Source organism: Citrobacter sp. Cm046 (assembly GCF_030333065.1).
Classification (GTDB): Bacteria; Pseudomonadota; Gammaproteobacteria; order Enterobacterales; family Enterobacteriaceae; genus Citrobacter; species Citrobacter murliniae.
Window position 1 is genome coordinate 160167 of the sequence record NZ_JAOWGP010000041.1, and the last position, 17543, is coordinate 177709.

General features: G+C 49.9%; 21 protein-coding genes. 11 read left to right on the plus strand and 10 right to left on the minus strand.

Annotated features, from left to right (window positions below):
* Nucleotides 1-251: 251 nt before the first annotated feature.
* Nucleotides 252-734: an SsrA-binding protein SmpB gene (smpB, locus tag OGX98_RS14120; RefSeq protein ID WP_045449753.1), complete on the minus strand. Its 483-nt coding sequence runs from the start codon at nucleotides 732-734 to the stop codon at nucleotides 252-254.
* Between the two features lie 115 nt (nucleotides 735-849).
* On the opposite strand from smpB, the gene OGX98_RS14125 reads away from it, so the two are divergent.
* Complete coding sequence (locus OGX98_RS14125) at nucleotides 850-1332, plus strand: type II toxin-antitoxin system RatA family toxin (protein ID WP_071829014.1); 483 nt, start codon at nucleotides 850-852, stop codon at nucleotides 1330-1332.
* Nucleotides 1322-1612 carry an RnfH family protein gene (locus OGX98_RS14130; protein ID WP_144243106.1) on the plus strand — a complete coding sequence of 97 codons (291 nt, stop codon included), beginning with the start codon at nucleotides 1322-1324 and terminating at the stop codon, nucleotides 1610-1612. The genes OGX98_RS14125 and OGX98_RS14130 overlap by 11 nt, the downstream gene beginning before the upstream one ends.
* Before the next feature lie 62 nt (nucleotides 1613-1674).
* On the opposite strand, the gene bamE is transcribed toward OGX98_RS14130, so the two are convergent.
* The 3 genes from bamE to nadK form a co-directional block, all read right to left on the minus strand.
* Entirely contained in the window at nucleotides 1675-2019 is a 345-nt protein-coding gene (bamE, locus tag OGX98_RS14135; protein WP_045446389.1) for an outer membrane protein assembly factor BamE, read from the minus strand.
* 149 nt (nucleotides 2020-2168) lie between these two features.
* Complete coding sequence (recN, locus tag OGX98_RS14140) at nucleotides 2169-3830, minus strand: DNA repair protein RecN (protein ID WP_286595437.1); 1662 nt, start codon at nucleotides 3828-3830, stop codon at nucleotides 2169-2171.
* Nucleotides 3831-3915: 85 nt separating this feature from the next.
* Entirely contained in the window at nucleotides 3916-4794 is an 879-nt protein-coding gene (gene nadK / locus OGX98_RS14145; RefSeq protein WP_045446384.1) for an NAD(+) kinase, read from the minus strand.
* 122 nt (nucleotides 4795-4916) lie between these two features.
* On the opposite strand from nadK, the gene grpE reads away from it, so the two are divergent.
* On the plus strand, nucleotides 4917-5510 hold the full coding sequence (gene grpE / locus OGX98_RS14150) for a nucleotide exchange factor GrpE (protein ID WP_045446381.1): 594 nt from the start codon (nucleotides 4917-4919) through the stop codon (nucleotides 5508-5510).
* Nucleotides 5511-5564: 54 nt separating this feature from the next.
* Here the strand turns inward: grpE and OGX98_RS14155 are convergent, their stop codons facing one another.
* Nucleotides 5565-6851, minus strand: a complete 1287-nt coding sequence (locus OGX98_RS14155; RefSeq protein ID WP_045446378.1) for an HlyC/CorC family transporter — start codon at nucleotides 6849-6851, stop codon at nucleotides 5565-5567.
* 18 nt (nucleotides 6852-6869) lie between these two features.
* Complete coding sequence (locus OGX98_RS14160; protein WP_045449751.1) at nucleotides 6870-7661, minus strand: cytochrome C assembly family protein; 792 nt, start codon at nucleotides 7659-7661, stop codon at nucleotides 6870-6872.
* A 166-nt stretch (nucleotides 7662-7827) separates the two neighbouring features.
* Here OGX98_RS14160 and ffh point away from each other — a divergent pair, with 166 nt between their 5' ends.
* The 7 genes from ffh (at nucleotide 7828) to OGX98_RS14195 (ending at nucleotide 13486) form a co-directional block, all read left to right on the plus strand.
* Nucleotides 7828-9189: a signal recognition particle protein gene (gene ffh, locus OGX98_RS14165; RefSeq protein WP_045446375.1), complete on the plus strand. Its 1362-nt coding sequence runs from the start codon at nucleotides 7828-7830 to the stop codon at nucleotides 9187-9189.
* Between the two features lie 312 nt (nucleotides 9190-9501).
* The gene (gene rpsP / locus OGX98_RS14170; protein WP_003031228.1) at nucleotides 9502-9750 is read left to right on the plus strand and encodes a 30S ribosomal protein S16; all 249 of its coding nucleotides are present in this window, start codon (nucleotides 9502-9504) and stop codon (nucleotides 9748-9750) included.
* A gap of 18 nt (nucleotides 9751-9768) precedes the next feature.
* Complete coding sequence (gene rimM / locus OGX98_RS14175; protein ID WP_003031230.1) at nucleotides 9769-10317, plus strand: ribosome maturation factor RimM; 549 nt, start codon at nucleotides 9769-9771, stop codon at nucleotides 10315-10317.
* A 44-nt stretch (nucleotides 10318-10361) separates the two neighbouring features.
* A complete protein-coding gene (trmD, locus tag OGX98_RS14180) occupies nucleotides 10362-11129 on the plus strand; it encodes a tRNA (guanosine(37)-N1)-methyltransferase TrmD (RefSeq protein ID WP_003031232.1) in 768 nt (255 codons plus the stop codon).
* Nucleotides 11130-11168: 39 nt separating this feature from the next.
* Nucleotides 11169-11516, plus strand: a complete 348-nt coding sequence (gene rplS, locus OGX98_RS14185) for a 50S ribosomal protein L19 (protein WP_004104634.1) — start codon at nucleotides 11169-11171, stop codon at nucleotides 11514-11516.
* 134 nt (nucleotides 11517-11650) lie between these two features.
* Nucleotides 11651-12061, plus strand: a complete 411-nt coding sequence (locus OGX98_RS14190) for a DUF2946 domain-containing protein (RefSeq protein ID WP_404842369.1) — start codon at nucleotides 11651-11653, stop codon at nucleotides 12059-12061.
* 63 nt (nucleotides 12062-12124) lie between these two features.
* A complete protein-coding gene (locus OGX98_RS14195; RefSeq protein ID WP_286595438.1) occupies nucleotides 12125-13486 on the plus strand; it encodes a PepSY-associated TM helix domain-containing protein in 1362 nt (453 codons plus the stop codon).
* 3 nt (nucleotides 13487-13489) lie between these two features.
* Here the strand turns inward: OGX98_RS14195 and OGX98_RS14200 are convergent, their stop codons facing one another.
* From OGX98_RS14200 to OGX98_RS14215, 4 genes are all read right to left on the minus strand, one after another.
* On the minus strand, nucleotides 13490-13972 hold the full coding sequence (locus OGX98_RS14200) for an OmpA family protein (protein ID WP_045446366.1): 483 nt from the start codon (nucleotides 13970-13972) through the stop codon (nucleotides 13490-13492).
* Nucleotides 13973-13984: 12 nt separating this feature from the next.
* The gene (gene dgcN, locus OGX98_RS14205) at nucleotides 13985-15211 is read right to left on the minus strand and encodes a diguanylate cyclase DgcN/YfiN (RefSeq protein WP_045446363.1); all 1227 of its coding nucleotides are present in this window, start codon (nucleotides 15209-15211) and stop codon (nucleotides 13985-13987) included.
* Nucleotides 15204-15722: a regulatory sequestration protein YfiR gene (gene yfiR / locus OGX98_RS14210; protein ID WP_048220779.1), complete on the minus strand. Its 519-nt coding sequence runs from the start codon at nucleotides 15720-15722 to the stop codon at nucleotides 15204-15206. Before yfiR ends, dgcN begins: the two co-directional genes overlap by 8 nt.
* A 157-nt stretch (nucleotides 15723-15879) precedes the next feature.
* Complete coding sequence (locus OGX98_RS14215; protein WP_045446358.1) at nucleotides 15880-16254, minus strand: DUF2799 domain-containing protein; 375 nt, start codon at nucleotides 16252-16254, stop codon at nucleotides 15880-15882.
* Between the two features lie 217 nt (nucleotides 16255-16471).
* Between OGX98_RS14215 and aroF the strand changes: the two genes are divergently transcribed.
* On the plus strand, nucleotides 16472-17542 hold the full coding sequence (gene aroF / locus OGX98_RS14220; protein WP_045446355.1) for a 3-deoxy-7-phosphoheptulonate synthase AroF: 1071 nt from the start codon (nucleotides 16472-16474) through the stop codon (nucleotides 17540-17542).
* Nucleotide 17543: the final 1 nt, after the last annotated feature.

Consider the following 17543-nt stretch of genomic DNA (forward strand, 5'->3'; position numbering starts at 1 on the left):
TGCTGAGTCGGGAAGATATGTAATAAACACCAGTAATAATAATGTTATTCACCGGTGGAAATATGATGGCGGTGGCTTGATGTTTTATTTTATTAAGCTATGAGGGTCAATAAAAAGAGAACGGTGTATTTGGGATTTTAACGATTCAGCAAAAATAAACTATAAATACGGTGAATGTATTGGGGTGGTTTCAATAACTAAACAATAACGACCAGTCTCCGCGGGAGAGACTGATCACAAAGTATGGAGATTTATCGGCCTGCATTTTTCATAATACGAGCTTTATCCAACTGCCATTCACGCTCTTTCACATCGGAGCGTTTATCGTGCTGCTTCTTACCTTTGGCGACGCCAATTTTCACTTTGCACCAGGCATTCTTCCAGTACAGCGAAAGTGCAACCACGGTATAACCCTCACGGTTCATTCGACCATAAAGAGAGTCAAGTTCACGCTGGTTTAACAGCAGTTTCCGGGTACGGGTGGGGTCGCACACAACGTGTGTTGAGGCAACCGCCATCGGGGTGAAGTTTGCGCCAAACAGGAAAGCTTCACTGTCTTTGAGAATGACATAGCTATCGCTAATATTGGCTTTGCCTGCGCGCAGGGATTTAACTTCCCAGCCTTGCAGGGCGAGTCCGGCTTCGAACTCTTCTTCGATAAAGTATTCGTGTCGTGCGCGTTTGTTAAGCGCGATTGTGGCTGAGCCAGGTTTGTGTGCTTTTTTCTTCGTCATAATGCCGCTCAGTATAGGTAATCTGGAATCGAAAAACACCCCATTTCATCCAGCGGGGCGTAAGGCGCTATCTTAGCACGAGTTAGGCTATAGCGTTTTTTTTAGCGGATGATAAATGGTATTATTTGTACGATTGATATTGATGGAAATTGTTATGCCTCAGATTAGCCGGACCGCTTTAGTACCTTACAGTGCGGAACAGATGTATCAGTTAGTGAATGATGTTAAATCCTATCCCCAGTTTTTACCCGGTTGCACCGGAAGTCGTGTCCTGGAGTCAACACCAGGACAGATGACGGCGGCTGTGGATGTTTCTAAAGCAGGGATCAGCAAAACGTTCACCACGCGCAATCAACTGACCAATAACCAGAGCATCCTGATGCATCTGGTCGATGGCCCTTTCAAAAAACTGATCGGCGGATGGAAATTTACGCCGCTCAGCCAGGATGCGTGCCGCATTGAGTTTCAGCTTGATTTTGAGTTCACCAACAAGTTAATTGAACTGGCGTTTGGCCGGATCTTCAAAGAGCTGGCGTCTAACATGGTGCAGGCCTTCACCGTTCGTGCAAAAGAGGTTTACAGTGTCAGTGTCGGCTAAGATTGTCGTCGAAGTCGCGTATGCGCTGCCGGAAAAACAGTACCTGCAACGCGTAACGCTGCAAGAGGGGGCAACGGTTGAAGAGGCCATTCGCACCTCCGGGTTGCTGGAATTACGCACCGATATCGATCTCAGTAAAAATAAAGTAGGTATCTACAGTCGTCCGGTAAAACTTGCCGATATCGTGCATGATGGTGATCGGGTAGAAATATATCGACCATTGATTGCTGACCCGAAAGAGCTGCGCAGACAGCGGGCAGAGAAATCTGCTAAAAAGTAGCAGATATAAAAAAGGTGCTCACTGAGCACCTTTTTTGATCTCTGAAACCTGCGTTCTGAACCTTATTTATTGTCAGTCAGCGCTGGTTTGTTATCGATATTGGTCAATACACCACTGCTGTTAAAGGTCAGAGTCAGCGTTTGCTGCGTTACGCCTTCATGTCCTGGTTGCTGGCGGAACACATAGAACCAGGTGTTGGTGCCAAAAGGATCGGACATCATCGGCGTACCCAGAGCATAAGCAACCTGCTGTTGCGTCATACCCACACGAATTTTGGATACATCGTTAGCGGTCAGATAGTTTCCCTGGTTGATGTCAGGACGGTAAACCACTCGCTCCAGAGTGGAACAGCCTGCAGTCAACATCAGTAGTACTGCTGCAGCAGCAGTCAGCGTTTTACAGCGCATAGTGATTTGATTCCTTTTCGGGCCCGAGCAGTACGCGGCTCATATGTAATATGCCGATGATAATAGACCTTTCACCACTTTAAAACCTTTTGCTGTCGGGTCGGCTGGCGATTTTATGTTGAACTCAGACCGTTACAAGGGAAAAAAGTTTACGCTGCCAGCAGTTCTTTTGCATTTGCCAGGGTATTGCGCGTCACTTCGCTACCGCCAAGCAAGCGGGCTAGCTCTTGCAGGCGCGCGCGTTTGTCGAGCGGTTGCATATGCGTTTCAGTCATCGCGCCGTCAGTTTCTTTGCTGACAAAGAAGTGTTGGTGGCCACAACCAGCAACCTGTGGGAGGTGTGTGACACACATAACCTGTGTTGATTCACCCAACTGGCGTAACATTTTCCCCACGACGGCGGCTGTAGGGCCGCTAATACCGACGTCAACTTCATCGAAAATCAGTGCCGGGGTTTCCATTTTACGCGCAGTGATGACCTGAATAGCCAGTGCGATACGTGACAGTTCCCCACCAGAAGCAACTTTCGCAATGGCCTGCATCGGTTGACCAGGGTTCGTGGTGACTTTAAATTCAACGCGATCGGCACCGTCTGCGCTCAGATGATGTTCATCAAACTTTACATCAATACAAAAGAGGCCGTGCGGCATAGAGAGGGTATGCATACTTTCTGTAATCAGTTGCCCAAGCTCCTGAGCGTAATACAGCCGCTGCTGATGCAGTGCTTTAGCTGTTTCCAGCGCTTGCTGGTGGTGATTGTTCACGGCCAGCGTTAAGGTTTCCAGCGAGTCGGCCTGATCGTCAAGCTGCTGTTGTTCATCCAGCAGAGACTGGTAAAACTGAGGAAGCGCTTCCGGTGCGACATGATGTTTGCGCGCCAGAGAGATTTGCTTAGAAATCCGCTGCTCAAGTTCGAACAAACGGTTTGGGTCTAAATCCAGTCGGTCGCAGTAGTGGCGCAATTCGTCGCTGGCTTCGCTGAGCTGGATGGTGGCCTCTTCGAGCATGTCCAGAATACCGGAGAGCTTACTGTCCATTTCCGCCAGTTCGCCAACCAACTGCTTTGCTGTGTACAGTTGGCTTTGCAGGTTAATGTCTTCGCCATCTGCCATGATAGCCAGCGCCTGTTGGCTGGTGGTGAGTAATTGCCCGCTGTTAGCCAGACGCTTGTACTCTTCATCGATTTGTTCAAATTCACCCGCCTGAGGGTTAAATTCATTCAGCTCCTTTAACTGATACTGCAATAGCTCCGCACGGGCGGCGCGCTCCTGGCTTTGCTGCTGATGATGCGCCAGGTCACGGCAGCTCTGGTGCCACAGCTGGTAGCGTGCAGCCATTTCCTGAGTCAGTGAGGCTTCATTGGCGTAGCCATCGAGCAGGAATTTTTGCTGCTCAGGTTTAGTCAGGAGCTGGTGTGCGTGCTGGCCATGGATTTGAATAAGCAGTTGGCCCAGTTCGCGAAGCTGTGACAGTGGAACTGCGGTGCCGTTGATAAAGCCGCGGGAGCGTCCGTCGCAGCTGATCACGCGTCGGAGCAAACATTCACGACCTTCTTCAAGTTGGTTTTCCTCCAGCCAGCGCAGCGCCGCAGGTGTGTCTTTCAAAGAGAAGCGGGCACACAGGTCGGCACGTGTGGCACCAGTGCGCACCATGTCGGCATCTGCACGCCCACCCAGGCACAAACCGAGGGCATCAATGGCAATGGACTTACCCGCCCCGGTCTCACCGGTGATGACGGTCATTCCGCTCTGGAAATCGATCTCAAGTTCACGAACGATAGCAAAATTGCTGATGGTCAGTTGTGCCAACATAGCTGTTTTCCTGTATGAAAAACCATAACTGTAATTACATACAGTATAAACTGGTTTTTTATACAGTAAAGAGGCTGGTGTTAAATTAGAATAATTTTTTTGACCAACCCAGTTTCGTGCTTAATGTATTGAAATAGCTGTAATCTTTTGGGTGAATCAGGTTCAGGTGGTAATCACAACGACGAATCAATACGTCTTCACCTTCCTGTATAGGTAACGCAATCTGGCTGTCGCAGCTAATTTCCAGGTCATTCCGGCGATGGGAGAAGCGCAACCGAATTGTGCTGTTACTGTTAATCACCAGCGGGCGTGCCGACAATGTGTGCGGGAACATCGGTACCAGCGTAATGGCATCGAGCGATGGCGTCAGAATCGGACCGCCGGCGGAAAGCGAGTAGGCCGTTGAGCCGGTTGGCGTAGAAATAATGAGCCCGTCCGAGCGTTGGGAGAAGGCGAAGGTCTCATCGATATAGACCTCGAATTCGATCATGTGCGCGACTTTTCCAGGGTGCAGAACAACTTCGTTGATGGCGGTGCTGATGCGCTTCTGGCAATCCTGCTGGCAGACCTGGGCTTCAAGCAAAAAGCGCTTTTCACTGATGTAGTGGCCTTCCAGCACGTCGGCTAACTGTTGATGGGCGTTGTCCGGGTCAAGGTCTGTCAGAAAACCGAGGTTGCCACGGTTAATCCCGATAACCTTAATGTCATAGCGTGCCAGTGTGCGCGCTGCACCAAGCATATTGCCATCGCCACCAACAACCACAGCGAGGTCCGCCTGTTGGCCTATCTCCGCCAGAGTGCCGGTTTTCACATTTTTCAGTTGGAGTTCGTGGGCGATTTGTTGCTCCACGATAACCTCATAACCTTTCGTGCACAGCCAGCGGTAGAGCATTTCATGTGTCGTCAGTGCAGTGGGGTGACGTGGATGCCCCACAATGCCAATACACTTGAAATGTTTGTTCATTTTCTCGAGGTCCTTGTAGCGAAGATTAGTGACAATGTGAGTACTTCCCTTGAATCCCTGAATCTGATCCCCATAATAAGCCAAGTTAGCGAGATGAATGCGAAAAAAACGCGGAGAAATTCATGAGTAGTAAAGAACAGAAAACGCCTGAGGGGCAAGCCCCGGAAGAAATTATCATGGATCAGCACGAAGAAGTTGAGGCGGTTGAACCAGACGCTTCTGCTGAGCAGGTGGATCCGCGCGACGAAAAAATTGCGAATCTGGAAGCTCAGCTTGCCGAGGCCGAAACGCGTGAGCGTGACAGCGTGTTGCGTATCAAAGCTGAAATGGAAAACCTGCGTCGTCGTACCGAACTGGACGTAGAAAAGGCGCATAAGTTCGCGCTGGAAAAATTCGTCAACGAACTGCTGCCGGTGCTGGATAGCCTGGATCGTGCGCTGGAAGTGGCGAACAAAGACAGCGATTCCATGACGGCGATGGTTGAAGGTATTGAGCTGACCCGTAAGTCGATGCTGGATGTCGTAGCGAAGTTTGGTGTGCAGGTGGTTGCGGATATTGATGTGCCGATGGACCCGAACGTGCATCAGGCTATTGCAATGGTTGAGTCTGACGAAGTGGCTGCCGGTAATGTACTGATGGTGATGCAGAAGGGTTATACCCTGAACGGACGTACCATTCGTGCAGCGATGGTGTCTGTGGCAAAAGCCAAAGGCTAACCAGCCTGTAGTGCCGGGTAATGCAGATGTTTTACCCGGCCTACAATCATCTTCCTAGTCTCCCACGCTCTCGCGCAGCGGTTTTACCGGTAATACCTGTACCTGCTTAATCATATTGTCCTGCACGTCGAGAATATCGATATCGTACTGACCAATGCGCACTCGCGTACCGGCAATCGGGATCTCTTCCAGCGCTTCAAGAATAATGCCGTTCACCGTTCTCGCGTCATCTTCCGGTAAGTGCCAGTTAAAGGCTTTGTTGATTTCACGAACGTTGGCGCTGCCGTCAATAATCACTGAACCGTCATTCTGCGGCGTGACTTCCTCTGCAAGCGTTGGTGACATTGAGGTGGTGAAGTCGCCGACAATCTCTTCCAGAATATCTTCGACCGTGACCAGTCCCTGAATATCACCATATTCGTTGACCACCAGACCCACCTTCTTTTTATTACGCTGAAATTTAATCAACTGGGTGCTGAGCGGTGTGCCTTCCGGGACGAAATAGATTTCGTCGGCGGCGCGTAGCATAGTCTCTTTGGTAAACTCTTTTTTCTCGGCCATCAGGCGCCAGGCTTCACGTACGCGCAGCATGCTGATGGCGTCGTCCAGCGAGTCACGGTACAGCACAATGCGACCGTGCGGGGAGTGCGACAACTGGCGCACGATTGATTTCCAGTCATCGTTAATATCAATACCGATAATTTCGTTGCGCGGTACCATGATGTCGTCAACGCTGACTTTTTCCAGATCCAGCACTGACAGCAGCATATCCTGGTTACGGCGAGAGATTTGCGAGCGCGATTCATTCACCAGGGTACGAAGTTCATCTTTACTCAGCGAACCGCTCACCACGATATCCGTTTTAATGCCCATCAGGCGCATCAGCAGACGCGTGATGGTATTAAGCAACCAGACCAGTGGCATCATCAGTATTTGCAATGGGGCAAGCAATACGCTGCTGGGATAGGCGACCTTTTCCGGGTACAGCGCGGCAATAGTTTTCGGCAACACTTCGGCAAACACCAGCACGACGAAAGTCAGAACACCGGTGGCAATCGCCACACCCGCATCGCCATACAGGCGCATACCGACAATGGTACCGAGCGCCGAGGCCAGGATATTTACCAGGTTATTACCGATGAGCACCAGGCTTATCAGGCGGTCTGGCTTACGAAGTAATTTTTCAACGCGTTTTGCCTGACGGTTACCCTGTTTTGCCCGGTGACGTAGACGGTAGCGGTTCAGGGTCATCATTCCGGTTTCAGAGCCGGAAAAGTAGGCAGAAATAACCACCATGATGAGAAGAGTGACAATGAGCGTGGTGGTGGAGATATGTTCCACGTAGGGTTCCTTAAAGACTTAACTCACAAGCTGCTGCAGTATGCGGCTGCCGAAATAGGCCAGCGTCAGAATGCCTGCGCCCGCGACGTTAAACCACACGACACGACGTCCGCGCCAGCCCTCATGGTAATGCCCCCACAGCAGAACGATATAGACAAACCATGCCACGATAGAGAGAACGGCTTTATCTATATTTTCCGTACTGAACAGATTATGCATGTAAAACAGGCCAGTACACAGGGTCAGCGTCAACAGAACTACGCCTATCTGGGTGATATGAAACATTTTACGTTCAATGCTCATCAACGGCGGCATTTCGTTGTTGAAAGCCAGTTTTTTGTTTTTGAGCTGATAATCGATCCACGCCAACTGCAGTGCATACAGTGCGGCAATGATTAACGTTGCATAAGATAATAGCGACAGTCCGATATGGATCATCATACCCGGCGTGGCTTCGAGATGGGTGATGTACTCGTTGGGCATAAACGTGGCGCATGCCAGATTGATCAATGCGAAGGCATAAACAATCGGCAGCAATAGCCAACCACGATTGCGTGAGGCTACGATGGTCATTACGGTACAAATCATCAGGCTGACCAGTGAACCAACGTTCAGCAGGCTCAGGTTTTGTCCGCTTTCGCCTCCGGGCAGAATACGAGCTTCCAGGGCAAAAGCGTGGCATACCAGTGCGATAACCGCCGAAAGAATAGCCATGCGCCGCCAGCCGCTGTTTTTCTGCAGCAGGGCGGGAACGATCAGCGCGAGGCTGATGGAATAGGCGACAAGGGCGAACAGAGCAAAAACGGGCATATATGTGTCGACAGTTTGGCCAGTGATAAAGAAAAGCAGTATAGCGTTACGTGACCGCTGCTCCAACCGTTGCATAACAACAAAGGCGGCTTCATGTTATACTGCGACAAATTTCTGTTGATGTGTCGCTGTCGCGACCGACCGTTTCCACCCCAGGCGAGAGACAATGTTTGATAATTTAACCGATCGTTTGTCGCGCACGCTGCGCAATATCAGTGGCCGTGGACGCCTTACTGAAGACAACGTTAAAGAAACGCTGCGCGAAGTGCGCATGGCGCTGCTGGAGGCTGACGTTGCGCTGCCGGTAGTGCGTGAGTTTATCAATCGCGTAAAAGAGAAAGCGGTTGGTCATGAAGTTAACAAAAGCCTGACGCCAGGGCAGGAGTTCGTCAAGATTGTCCGTAACGAACTGGTTGCGGCAATGGGCGAAGAAAACCAGACGTTGAATCTGGCTGCGCAACCTCCGGCCGTCGTTCTGATGGCGGGTTTGCAAGGTGCGGGTAAAACAACCAGCGTCGGTAAACTGGGTAAATTCCTGCGCGAGAAGCACAAGAAGAAAGTGCTGGTCGTATCCGCTGACGTATATCGCCCGGCGGCGATCAAGCAGCTGGAAACGCTGGCCGAGCAGGTCGGTGTGGACTTCTTCCCGTCTGATGTTGGTCAGAAGCCGGTTGATATCGTTAACGCCGCGCTGAAAGAAGCCAAACTCAAGTTCTACGACGTGTTGCTGGTGGATACCGCTGGTCGTTTACACGTTGACGAAGCCATGATGGACGAAATCAAACAGGTCCACGCGTCTATCAATCCGGTAGAAACGCTGTTTGTTGTCGATGCCATGACTGGTCAGGACGCCGCGAATACCGCAAAAGCTTTTAACGAAGCACTGCCGTTAACCGGTGTGGTTCTGACTAAAGTCGATGGTGATGCCCGTGGCGGTGCTGCGCTTTCTATTCGTCATATCACCGGTAAGCCGATTAAATTCCTCGGTGTGGGTGAAAAAACAGAAGCGCTGGAGCCGTTCCATCCGGATCGTATTGCTTCGCGTATTCTCGGTATGGGCGATGTGTTGTCGCTTATTGAAGATATTGAGAGCAAGGTTGACCGCGCGCAGGCTGAAAAGCTGGCGACCAAGCTGAAGAAGGGCGACGGTTTCGACCTGAACGACTTCTTAGAGCAGCTTAAACAGATGAAAAACATGGGCGGTATGGCAAGCCTGATGGGCAAGCTGCCGGGTATGGGTCAGATTCCTGACAACGTGAAATCGCAGATGGACGATAAAGTGCTGGTGCGTATGGAAGCCATCATCAACTCAATGACGATGAAAGAACGCGCCAAGCCGGAAATTATCAAAGGTTCTCGCAAACGCCGTATCGCACTGGGCTGTGGTATGCAGGTACAGGATGTTAACCGTCTTCTGAAACAGTTCGACGACATGCAGCGCATGATGAAGAAAATGAAGAAGGGCGGAATGGCGAAGATGATGCGGAATATGAAGGGCATGATGCCGCCAGGCTTCCCTGGTAGATAAATATATCGGGCTACCTTATTTGCCATTTTGACGCCGGAGTGTGCTCAACAAAACACTATAGTGTTTTGAACGCACTTCAGGGCGGCCCGCAGGGCGAGCGGAGCGAGTAAATGCTCACGAACTGCGTGTACGCTCCGCTTTCTGCGCGCACGCCGACGTCAAACTGGCTGCAACGGTAACGCCCTGGCATAAAGCTTCATCACATGCTGATTGCTTTTTTCCCAGAAATCAGTAAAATTTTCGGGCTTTTAATATGACACCGGGTCCCTTCCCTCGATGGGGCCCGGTGTTTTATTCACACAAGAGGATGTTATGGTAACTATTCGTTTAGCTCGTCACGGCGCTAAAAAGCGTCCGTTCTACCAGGTTGTTGTCACCGACAGCCGTAATGCACGCAACGGTCGCTTCATTGAGCGCGTTGGCTTCTTTAACCCAATCGCTAGCGAAAAAGAAGAAGGCACTCGCCTGGATCTGGATCGCATCGCTCACTGGGTTGGCCAGGGCGCGACTATTTCTGATCGCGTAGCTACGCTGATCAAAGCAGCAAACAAAGCAGCTTAATCTGTCACGGTGGTCATGATGAGCAAGCAACTCGCCGCACAGGCACCCGTGGAACCCATCGTTTTGGGTAAAATGGGGTCTTCTTACGGTATCCGTGGTTGGCTCAGAGTGTTTTCTTCCACTGAAGACGCCGAAAGCATTTTTGACTATCAGCCCTGGTTTATCCAGAAGGCGGGTCAGTGGCAGCAAGTACAGCTGGAAAGCTGGAAGCACCACAATCAGGATCTGATCATCAAGCTGAAAGGCGTTGACGATCGTGATTCGGCGAATCTACTGACGAATTGCGAAATTGTCGTAGATTCCTCGCAGTTGCCAGCGCTGGAAGATGGTTCTTACTACTGGAAAGACCTTATGGGCTGTCAGGTAGTGACCACTGAAGGCTACGATCTCGGTAAAGTCGTCGATATGATGGAAACCGGATCGAATGACGTAATCGTCATTAAGGCAAACCTGAAAGATGCGTTTGGTATCAAGGAACGTTTAGTACCGTTCCTCGATGGGCAGGTTATCAAGAAAGTCGATCTCGCTACTCGTACTATCGAAGTAGATTGGGATCCTGGTTTTTAAACCACCGGATAAACGGTAAAAGTCGGCGTTATGGGGATTGGCTTGTGTTTATAGGTATCGTTAGCCTGTTTCCAGAAATGTTCCGCGCAATTACCGATTACGGGGTAACTGGCCGGGCAGTAAAAAATGGTCTGCTGAACATCCAGAGCTGGAGTCCTCGTGACTTTACTCATGACCGACACCGTACCGTGGACGATCGTCCTTACGGCGGCGGACCGGGGATGTTAATGATGGTGCAACCTTTACGGGACGCCATTCATGCAGCAAAAGCTGCGGCTGGTGAAGGCGCAAAGGTGATTTATCTGTCACCTCAGGGACGCAAGCTTGATCAAGCGGGCGTTAGCGAACTGGCCACGAATCAGAAGCTGATTCTGGTGTGTGGTCGCTATGAAGGAATAGATGAGCGCGTGATTCAAACCGAAATTGATGAAGAATGGTCAATCGGCGATTACGTTCTCAGCGGTGGTGAGTTACCAGCAATGACGCTGATCGACTCCGTTTCCCGGTTTATTCCGGGAGTTCTGGGTCATGAAGCATCAGCAATCGAAGATTCGTTTGCTGACGGGTTGCTGGACTGCCCACACTATACCCGACCTGAAGTGTTAGAACAGATGGAAGTACCGGCAGTGTTACTGTCGGGGAACCACGCTGAGATACGTCGCTGGCGTTTGAAACAGTCGCTGGGCCGGACCTGGCTTAGAAGACCTGAACTTCTGGAAAACCTGGCTCTGACTGAAGAGCAAGCAAGGTTGCTGGCGGAGTTCAAAAAGGAACACGCACAACAGCAACATAAACATGATGGGCAGGCGTAAGCCCCCAATATCAGTTTACCCAGGATAAGAGATTAAATTATGAGCAACATTATTAAGCAACTTGAACAAGAACAGATGAAGCAGGACGTACCTTCCTTCCGTCCGGGTGATACCGTGGAAGTGAAAGTATGGGTTGTTGAAGGTTCCAAAAAACGTCTGCAGGCATTCGAGGGCGTGGTTATCGCTATTCGTAACCGCGGTCTGCACTCTGCATTCACTGTTCGTAAAATCTCCAACGGCGAAGGCGTTGAGCGTGTCTTCCAGACTCACTCTCCGGTAGTTGACAGCATTTCTGTCAAACGTCGTGGTGCTGTTCGTAAAGCTAAACTGTACTACCTGCGTGAGCGTACTGGTAAGTCTGCTCGTATCAAAGAGCGTCTTAACTAAGATATCGCTCAGGCGACATCCTGACAGAAGGGGCTGGCCAATTGGCTGGCCCCTTTTTTTATATCGTTGAAACTCACATTGTTAACCATTAGTTCATAAATCATTTACAATGACTCTTCGTTGCCGGAGGAACAGTGGCTATTGGTGTAACTTCTCAGTCAATTAATCAACGATACGCGGCATGGTTTGCGTTGTTTGCGATCCTGTTGATCGTCGTTGCGCCGCTGATTTCTGTCTCTTTGCAACAAGATCCCATGAGCACTATGCCGGGTATGCACCATGACATGAGCATGATGGCGGAGCACGCTGAAACTCATTCGAGTGCAGCACCGATGACGATGCCTGTCGATCACGGAGAAGCGTGCGGCTATTGTGTCCTGTTGGCTCATGTCCCCGGGCTGATACTGGCGCTGGTGATCCTGCTGTGTGGTGTGTTACTTATTCAGAAAAAAATGCCGTTGCATCCTACAGCGACATTCTGGCACTTTTTCCCCTGGCTTTATCCCGATACCCGTGCGCCGCCGCGCAGGCCTGCTTTTTCCTGATTCTAACAATACGTTTGTACGCATAAGCGCTACGACACTCTTTTGCTTTTTCTAAGGAAAAGTATGACAACCTGCACCCCGCGTGCGGCATGGGTAGCCCTGCTGCGACGCCTTCATTTCTATATCGGTCTGTTCGTCGGACCATTTATCTTTGTAGCGGCGCTTACCGGTACACTCTATGTCGCCACGCCTCAGCTGGAAGAGGCGATTTACTCACGAGCGCTTCAGGGAACAGGACCAGGGGAGCTGCAATCGCTGGCGGCTCAAGTTGCAAAAGCGCAGCAGATAACCGGCAATCAGTTGCGTGTGCATGCGGTACGGCCTGCTCTGGAGTCAGGGACAACAACCCAGGTCATGTTTGCTGATCCGACACTGGCTCCCTCAGAAAACCGGGCGATTTTTATCGACCCGGTTACGCTGTCGGTAAATGGGGATATGACCGTATATGGCACCAGTGGGATCTTACCTCTGCGACAATGGATCGACTATGCTCACCGTTCTTTGCTGCTGGGCGATACAGGGCGTCTGTATAGTGAACTGGCGGCATCCTGGATGTGGATAGCGGCCCTGGGCGGCATCGCGCTTTGGTTTTTTACGCGACCAAAACGCAGGCTGAATAATCGTGTGCAAAACAGCCGTCGCTTACACGTAGTGCTGGGGTGGTTTCTGTTGGGGGGAATGTTGTTGTTCTCCGCTACAGGGTTGACCTGGTCACAATGGGCTGGGGGGAATGTGGATAAAATGCGCGCGGCTTTTGGCTGGCTGACGCCGCAGGTCAATACTCAACTCCATGGTGCCATAGAATCTCACCATGACCATGCCGGGCATCACGCTGAAATGGTGATGCCCGCAATGAGTGTCATTGACGGTAACCAGTTTGATGTCGTTTTACGTGTGGCGCAGGCGGCGGGGATAAAGGCTAAAAAGCTGGAGATCCGCCCGGCAAAAGATACACAGCATGGTTGGACCGTCACTGAGATTGACCGCCGTTGGCCTACTCAGGTCGATGCGGTTTCTATTGATGCGACAACGATGCAGGTAATCGACCGGACGCGATTTGCTGATTTCCCGTTAATCGCGAAACTGACGCGTTGGGGCGTTGATTTCCATATGGGGATCCTGTTTGGTCAATTGAATCAATGGCTGTTGATTATCTTTGGTGCAGGGCTTTGCCTGATGATTGTGATTGGCTATCGACTGTGGTGGATTCGTCGACCCGCTCGTTCAGCGGTTAACCCGGCACAGACGCTGGTTCAGTGCTGGCTGATGCTCAATGGGAAAGGGCGATTTGCTGTGCTGGCGGTGGCGATTGTTCTGGGGGCCTTGATGCCAGTTGCAGGTATTAGTCTTTTGTTTTTTATAGCAATTGACTGGCTGCGCTGGTTCAGTGCTTCGCATACTGTTCTGGCGCAGTCAGCCGAGTGATGATTAAGGCGTGCTGATAACCACCGCAACACGGCGGTTTTCGGCACGACCTTTTGACGTCTGGTTACTGGCGATCGGGTATTTTTTACCCAGTCCCTGCGTCGTCAGATTAGTTCTGGGGATGTTAGCACCCTGAGCCCAGGCATCTGCAACTACGTTAGCACGCTTGAGTGACAGAGCCTCATTGTAGCTGTCTTCACCATAGTTGTCGGTATGACCATCCAGACGAGCGTGGTTCAAGCCGGTAGCAGCCAGTTTGGATGCCATTTCCTGGATCTGTTTTTCACTTTCAGGGCGGAGTTTATAGTCGTTTTTATCAAACAGGATGGTATCGGACAGACCCAGAGACCAGTCTCCCGAAGCTTCAGTAAACCCGTATGATTTCATGGCTGCAATTTGTTCAGGTGTAAATTTACCCTGAGGAGCCTGACAGCCTGCCAGAATCAGCATTATCAAAATAAACGGGGATAATAGACGTTTCAGCATGTGTGTAATTCCTTATTTTTTAATTATGCGTTGAGAACGCAAATGTTTCGCCTGATACATATTGTGATCGGCCAGTTCTTGTAATTTTTCAGCAGAGGCATGTTCCCACGTCAGCGCAAAACCGATGCTTAGCGTCATGCTTGCCAGATGACCATTATCAAGGTCAAAAGGTCGGTTAAACTCTTGCGACAGTGCGGTACAAATGTGCTCAACTTCGTGTTCTGAATGAACGCTGTACAACACCATGGCAAATTCATCCCCTCCCAGACGGTACGGTTGATGGCGATTGCCACCAAATTCGGCCAGTCTTTTGGCGACTTCAATCAGAACCCGATCGCCTGCAGCATGCCCCCAGGTGTCATTAATAAATTTAAAGTTATCACCATCGAGGAATAACAACGCCGAACTACCGTGAGCGTCTTTGTCGTTCATCAGGGCGTTAATGCTGTTACGAAATGCGGCCCGATTAGCAAGACCGGTAAGAGGGTCATGCAGTGCGGTACGCAATAGTTGTGCATTCTTGGCCTGGAGCCGTAGCTGCCATTCTTCCATCTCATCCAGCAGACTATTAAAGTCTTGAGCAAAAAGATGAAACTCTTCAATACGTTCTTCTGAAACTCGTCGCGAGAAGTTACGGTTAGTACGAACATCATGCACCACTTCAGTAATATTCTGCAGAGCCTCCACAACACCGTTGTGTAAATAGCGAGTGAGCATTAATGCAATACCCGATGCCAATAAAATGCATCCGGTAAGAACGGCTAATGACAAATAAATAAAATGGCTGATCACGCTATCGCGCGCAACCACGCATACTTCACCGATAACGTTGCCATTGTGCATAATGGGCTGAGTAACCGGTTGTGGGAAAAGCCAGTGGCTTATCAGTCCGCTGATTTTGTCTGTTGTATCCTGTGCATCATAGCGCCAGGTGGCGATCACTTTTTGATCCTGGTTGCGTACTTCGGCAACAGAAAATTGCCCTTGTTTCCCCAGTGCAGCCAGTGTTTCTGTTGCGGCAAAGCCATCAGAAAAGACTAACGCGGCTTCAAGCGAGTGAGTCATAGTCGCGGCGGTCAAATCCAGATTTTTTTGCGCATATTGCTTTAAAGCTAACACGGAAGAAATGCTAAGCAGCAGCCAGATCAGCGTCATTGTTACCAGAACGCTGATTATGCTGATACGCCGTAATGTCCGTTTAAACGTCGGGCGTTTTATGGGAGAAATACCCTTATCCATGCTTATTATTCCGTGCCAGCATCAATACGTCTGGACTAACCCTTACACCGCTGCGCGACAGGGCATCCATATTTACGGAAAATCTTACGTCTTTATCATTAATTATGAGGCAGAAGGCGCTACCAATAACGCATTCAGTATTCTCTTCAGCAATTAATAACAATGCCTTAGATGGATATTTATTCTTTAATTCCACCTGGTATGTAGGCGATTCTTTACCAAAATAAAAACCATCACACTGTGCAACTAAAACTTCCTGGTCCGTATGAACAATGACGGGAAGATAAGGCAACGCCGCAGAACTGGTATCTTGCAATACGCTGGAAAAACGTGATGAAGAGAAAATACACAGTTTTGGTGGACCTGAAAGTGCTGGCCAGCGAGTGTAACTGACGATGCCGGCAACCATTGAACGTACAGATTTTGCTTCTTCAGTCATGCTTTGGGCAAACAGCGGTAACCCGGTCATGAGCAGTGCCAGTAGAAGTATGAGTCGATAAGAAAAGCTCATGAGATGTTACCTACTAGCGTCAGCTGTATACGTCGAAATAAATTGGCGATTGTTTGTAGCAAAATAACATTATTTTTTCAGGGCGTCATTATATCTGGAGGGCTAATATTGACGACCTAAGCTAAACCTCAGTGATTAGTGAATTGTAAGTCTTTGTTTAATTTAATCTTGTTGAGGCAGCTCCCTCGTTTGCTCCTTTTTGCCAGGCACTGTGTAATTGGCTGACATTCTCGACAGTATCGCAAGCTGGGGGGAAGGTTTTTCCGCTCAATCCTCGTGCATAGACAAAGTCTGGCTGACAGATTTTTCTTTGTCCCTCGGCATAACCCTTAAGATATTGTGGACGATCGACCTCTGGATCATTGTAGTTGTCGGCAAGTATTTCATTATCTTTAATGACATTACCCGAAATAGAGTCTTGTATCCCCGCATCGTACCAGTCGGTACTGGTCCATGTGGGGGCGTGGGTATAAGGATCTATCTGGCAGCCGCTAAGAAATAATACAAATAGGGTGCTGATGAGTTGCTTCATTGCCTGTACTCCCTGGGTTTATTAAAAAAGCATAGTGGATCTGAAATATGAAGGATGTAAATTTAAATGTACATCTATAGGCCAGTTTTTTGCGTTAAAATGTAGTGGTGTAAATTAAAATTTACGGATTGTGGATTGAAATCTTTACCTGTTATGTTATCGTTATCTCCTCCTCGCAGAGGACACTATCGCAAACGAGCTAAACAGGATCACCACCATGCAAAAAGACGCGCTGAACAACGTACATATCACCGACGAACAGGTTCTGATGACCCCGGAACAACTCAAAACGGAATTCCCGTTGAGCCTGGCGCAAGAGGAGCAAATTGCTCAATCGCGCAAAACCATTTCTGACATTATAGCGGGTCGCGATCCGCGTCTGTTGGTGGTATGTGGTCCTTGCTCAATTCACGACCCTGAAACTGCTCTTGAATATGCTCGTCGATTTAAGACCCTTGCCGCAGAGGTCAGCGATAGCCTCTATTTGGTGATGCGCGTTTATTTTGAAAAACCCCGTACCACCGTCGGCTGGAAAGGGTTGATTAATGATCCTCATATGGATGGCTCTTTTGATGTAGAAGCAGGCCTGAAGATTGCGCGTCAACTGCTGCTTGAGCTGGTTAATATGGGGCTGCCGCTGGCAACGGAAGCATTAGATCCAAACAGTCCGCAATACCTGGGCGATCTGTTTAGCTGGTCAGCTATTGGTGCGCGTACGACTGAATCGCAGACTCACCGTGAAATGGCTTCGGGTTTGTCCATGCCGGTAGGCTTTAAAAACGGAACTGACGGCAGCCTGGCGACAGCAATCAATGCCATGCGCGCAGCTGCGCAGTCGCACCGCTTTGTTGGCATTAACCAGGCAGGGCAGGTTGCATTGCTGCAAACCCAGGGTAACCCGGATGGCCATGTGATCCTGCGTGGCGGTAAAGCGCCGAATTACAGTCCGGCAGACGTAGCACAGTGCGAAAAAGAGATGGAGCAGGCGGGACTGCGGCCTTCACTGATGGTAGATTGCAGTCATGGTAACTCCAATAAAGATTACCGTCGTCAGCCAGCCGTGGCTGAGTCTGTGGTTGCTCAAATTAAAGATGGCAACCGTTCAATCATCGGCCTGATGATTGAAAGTAATATTCACGAAGGCAACCAGTCCTCCGAGCAACCGCGCAGTGAAATGAAATACGGCGTCTCTGTAACTGACGCCTGCATTAGCTGGGAAATGACGGACGCGTTGTTGCGTGAAATTAGCAAAGACTTGAACGGCCATCTGGCGACGCGCCTGGTTTAAG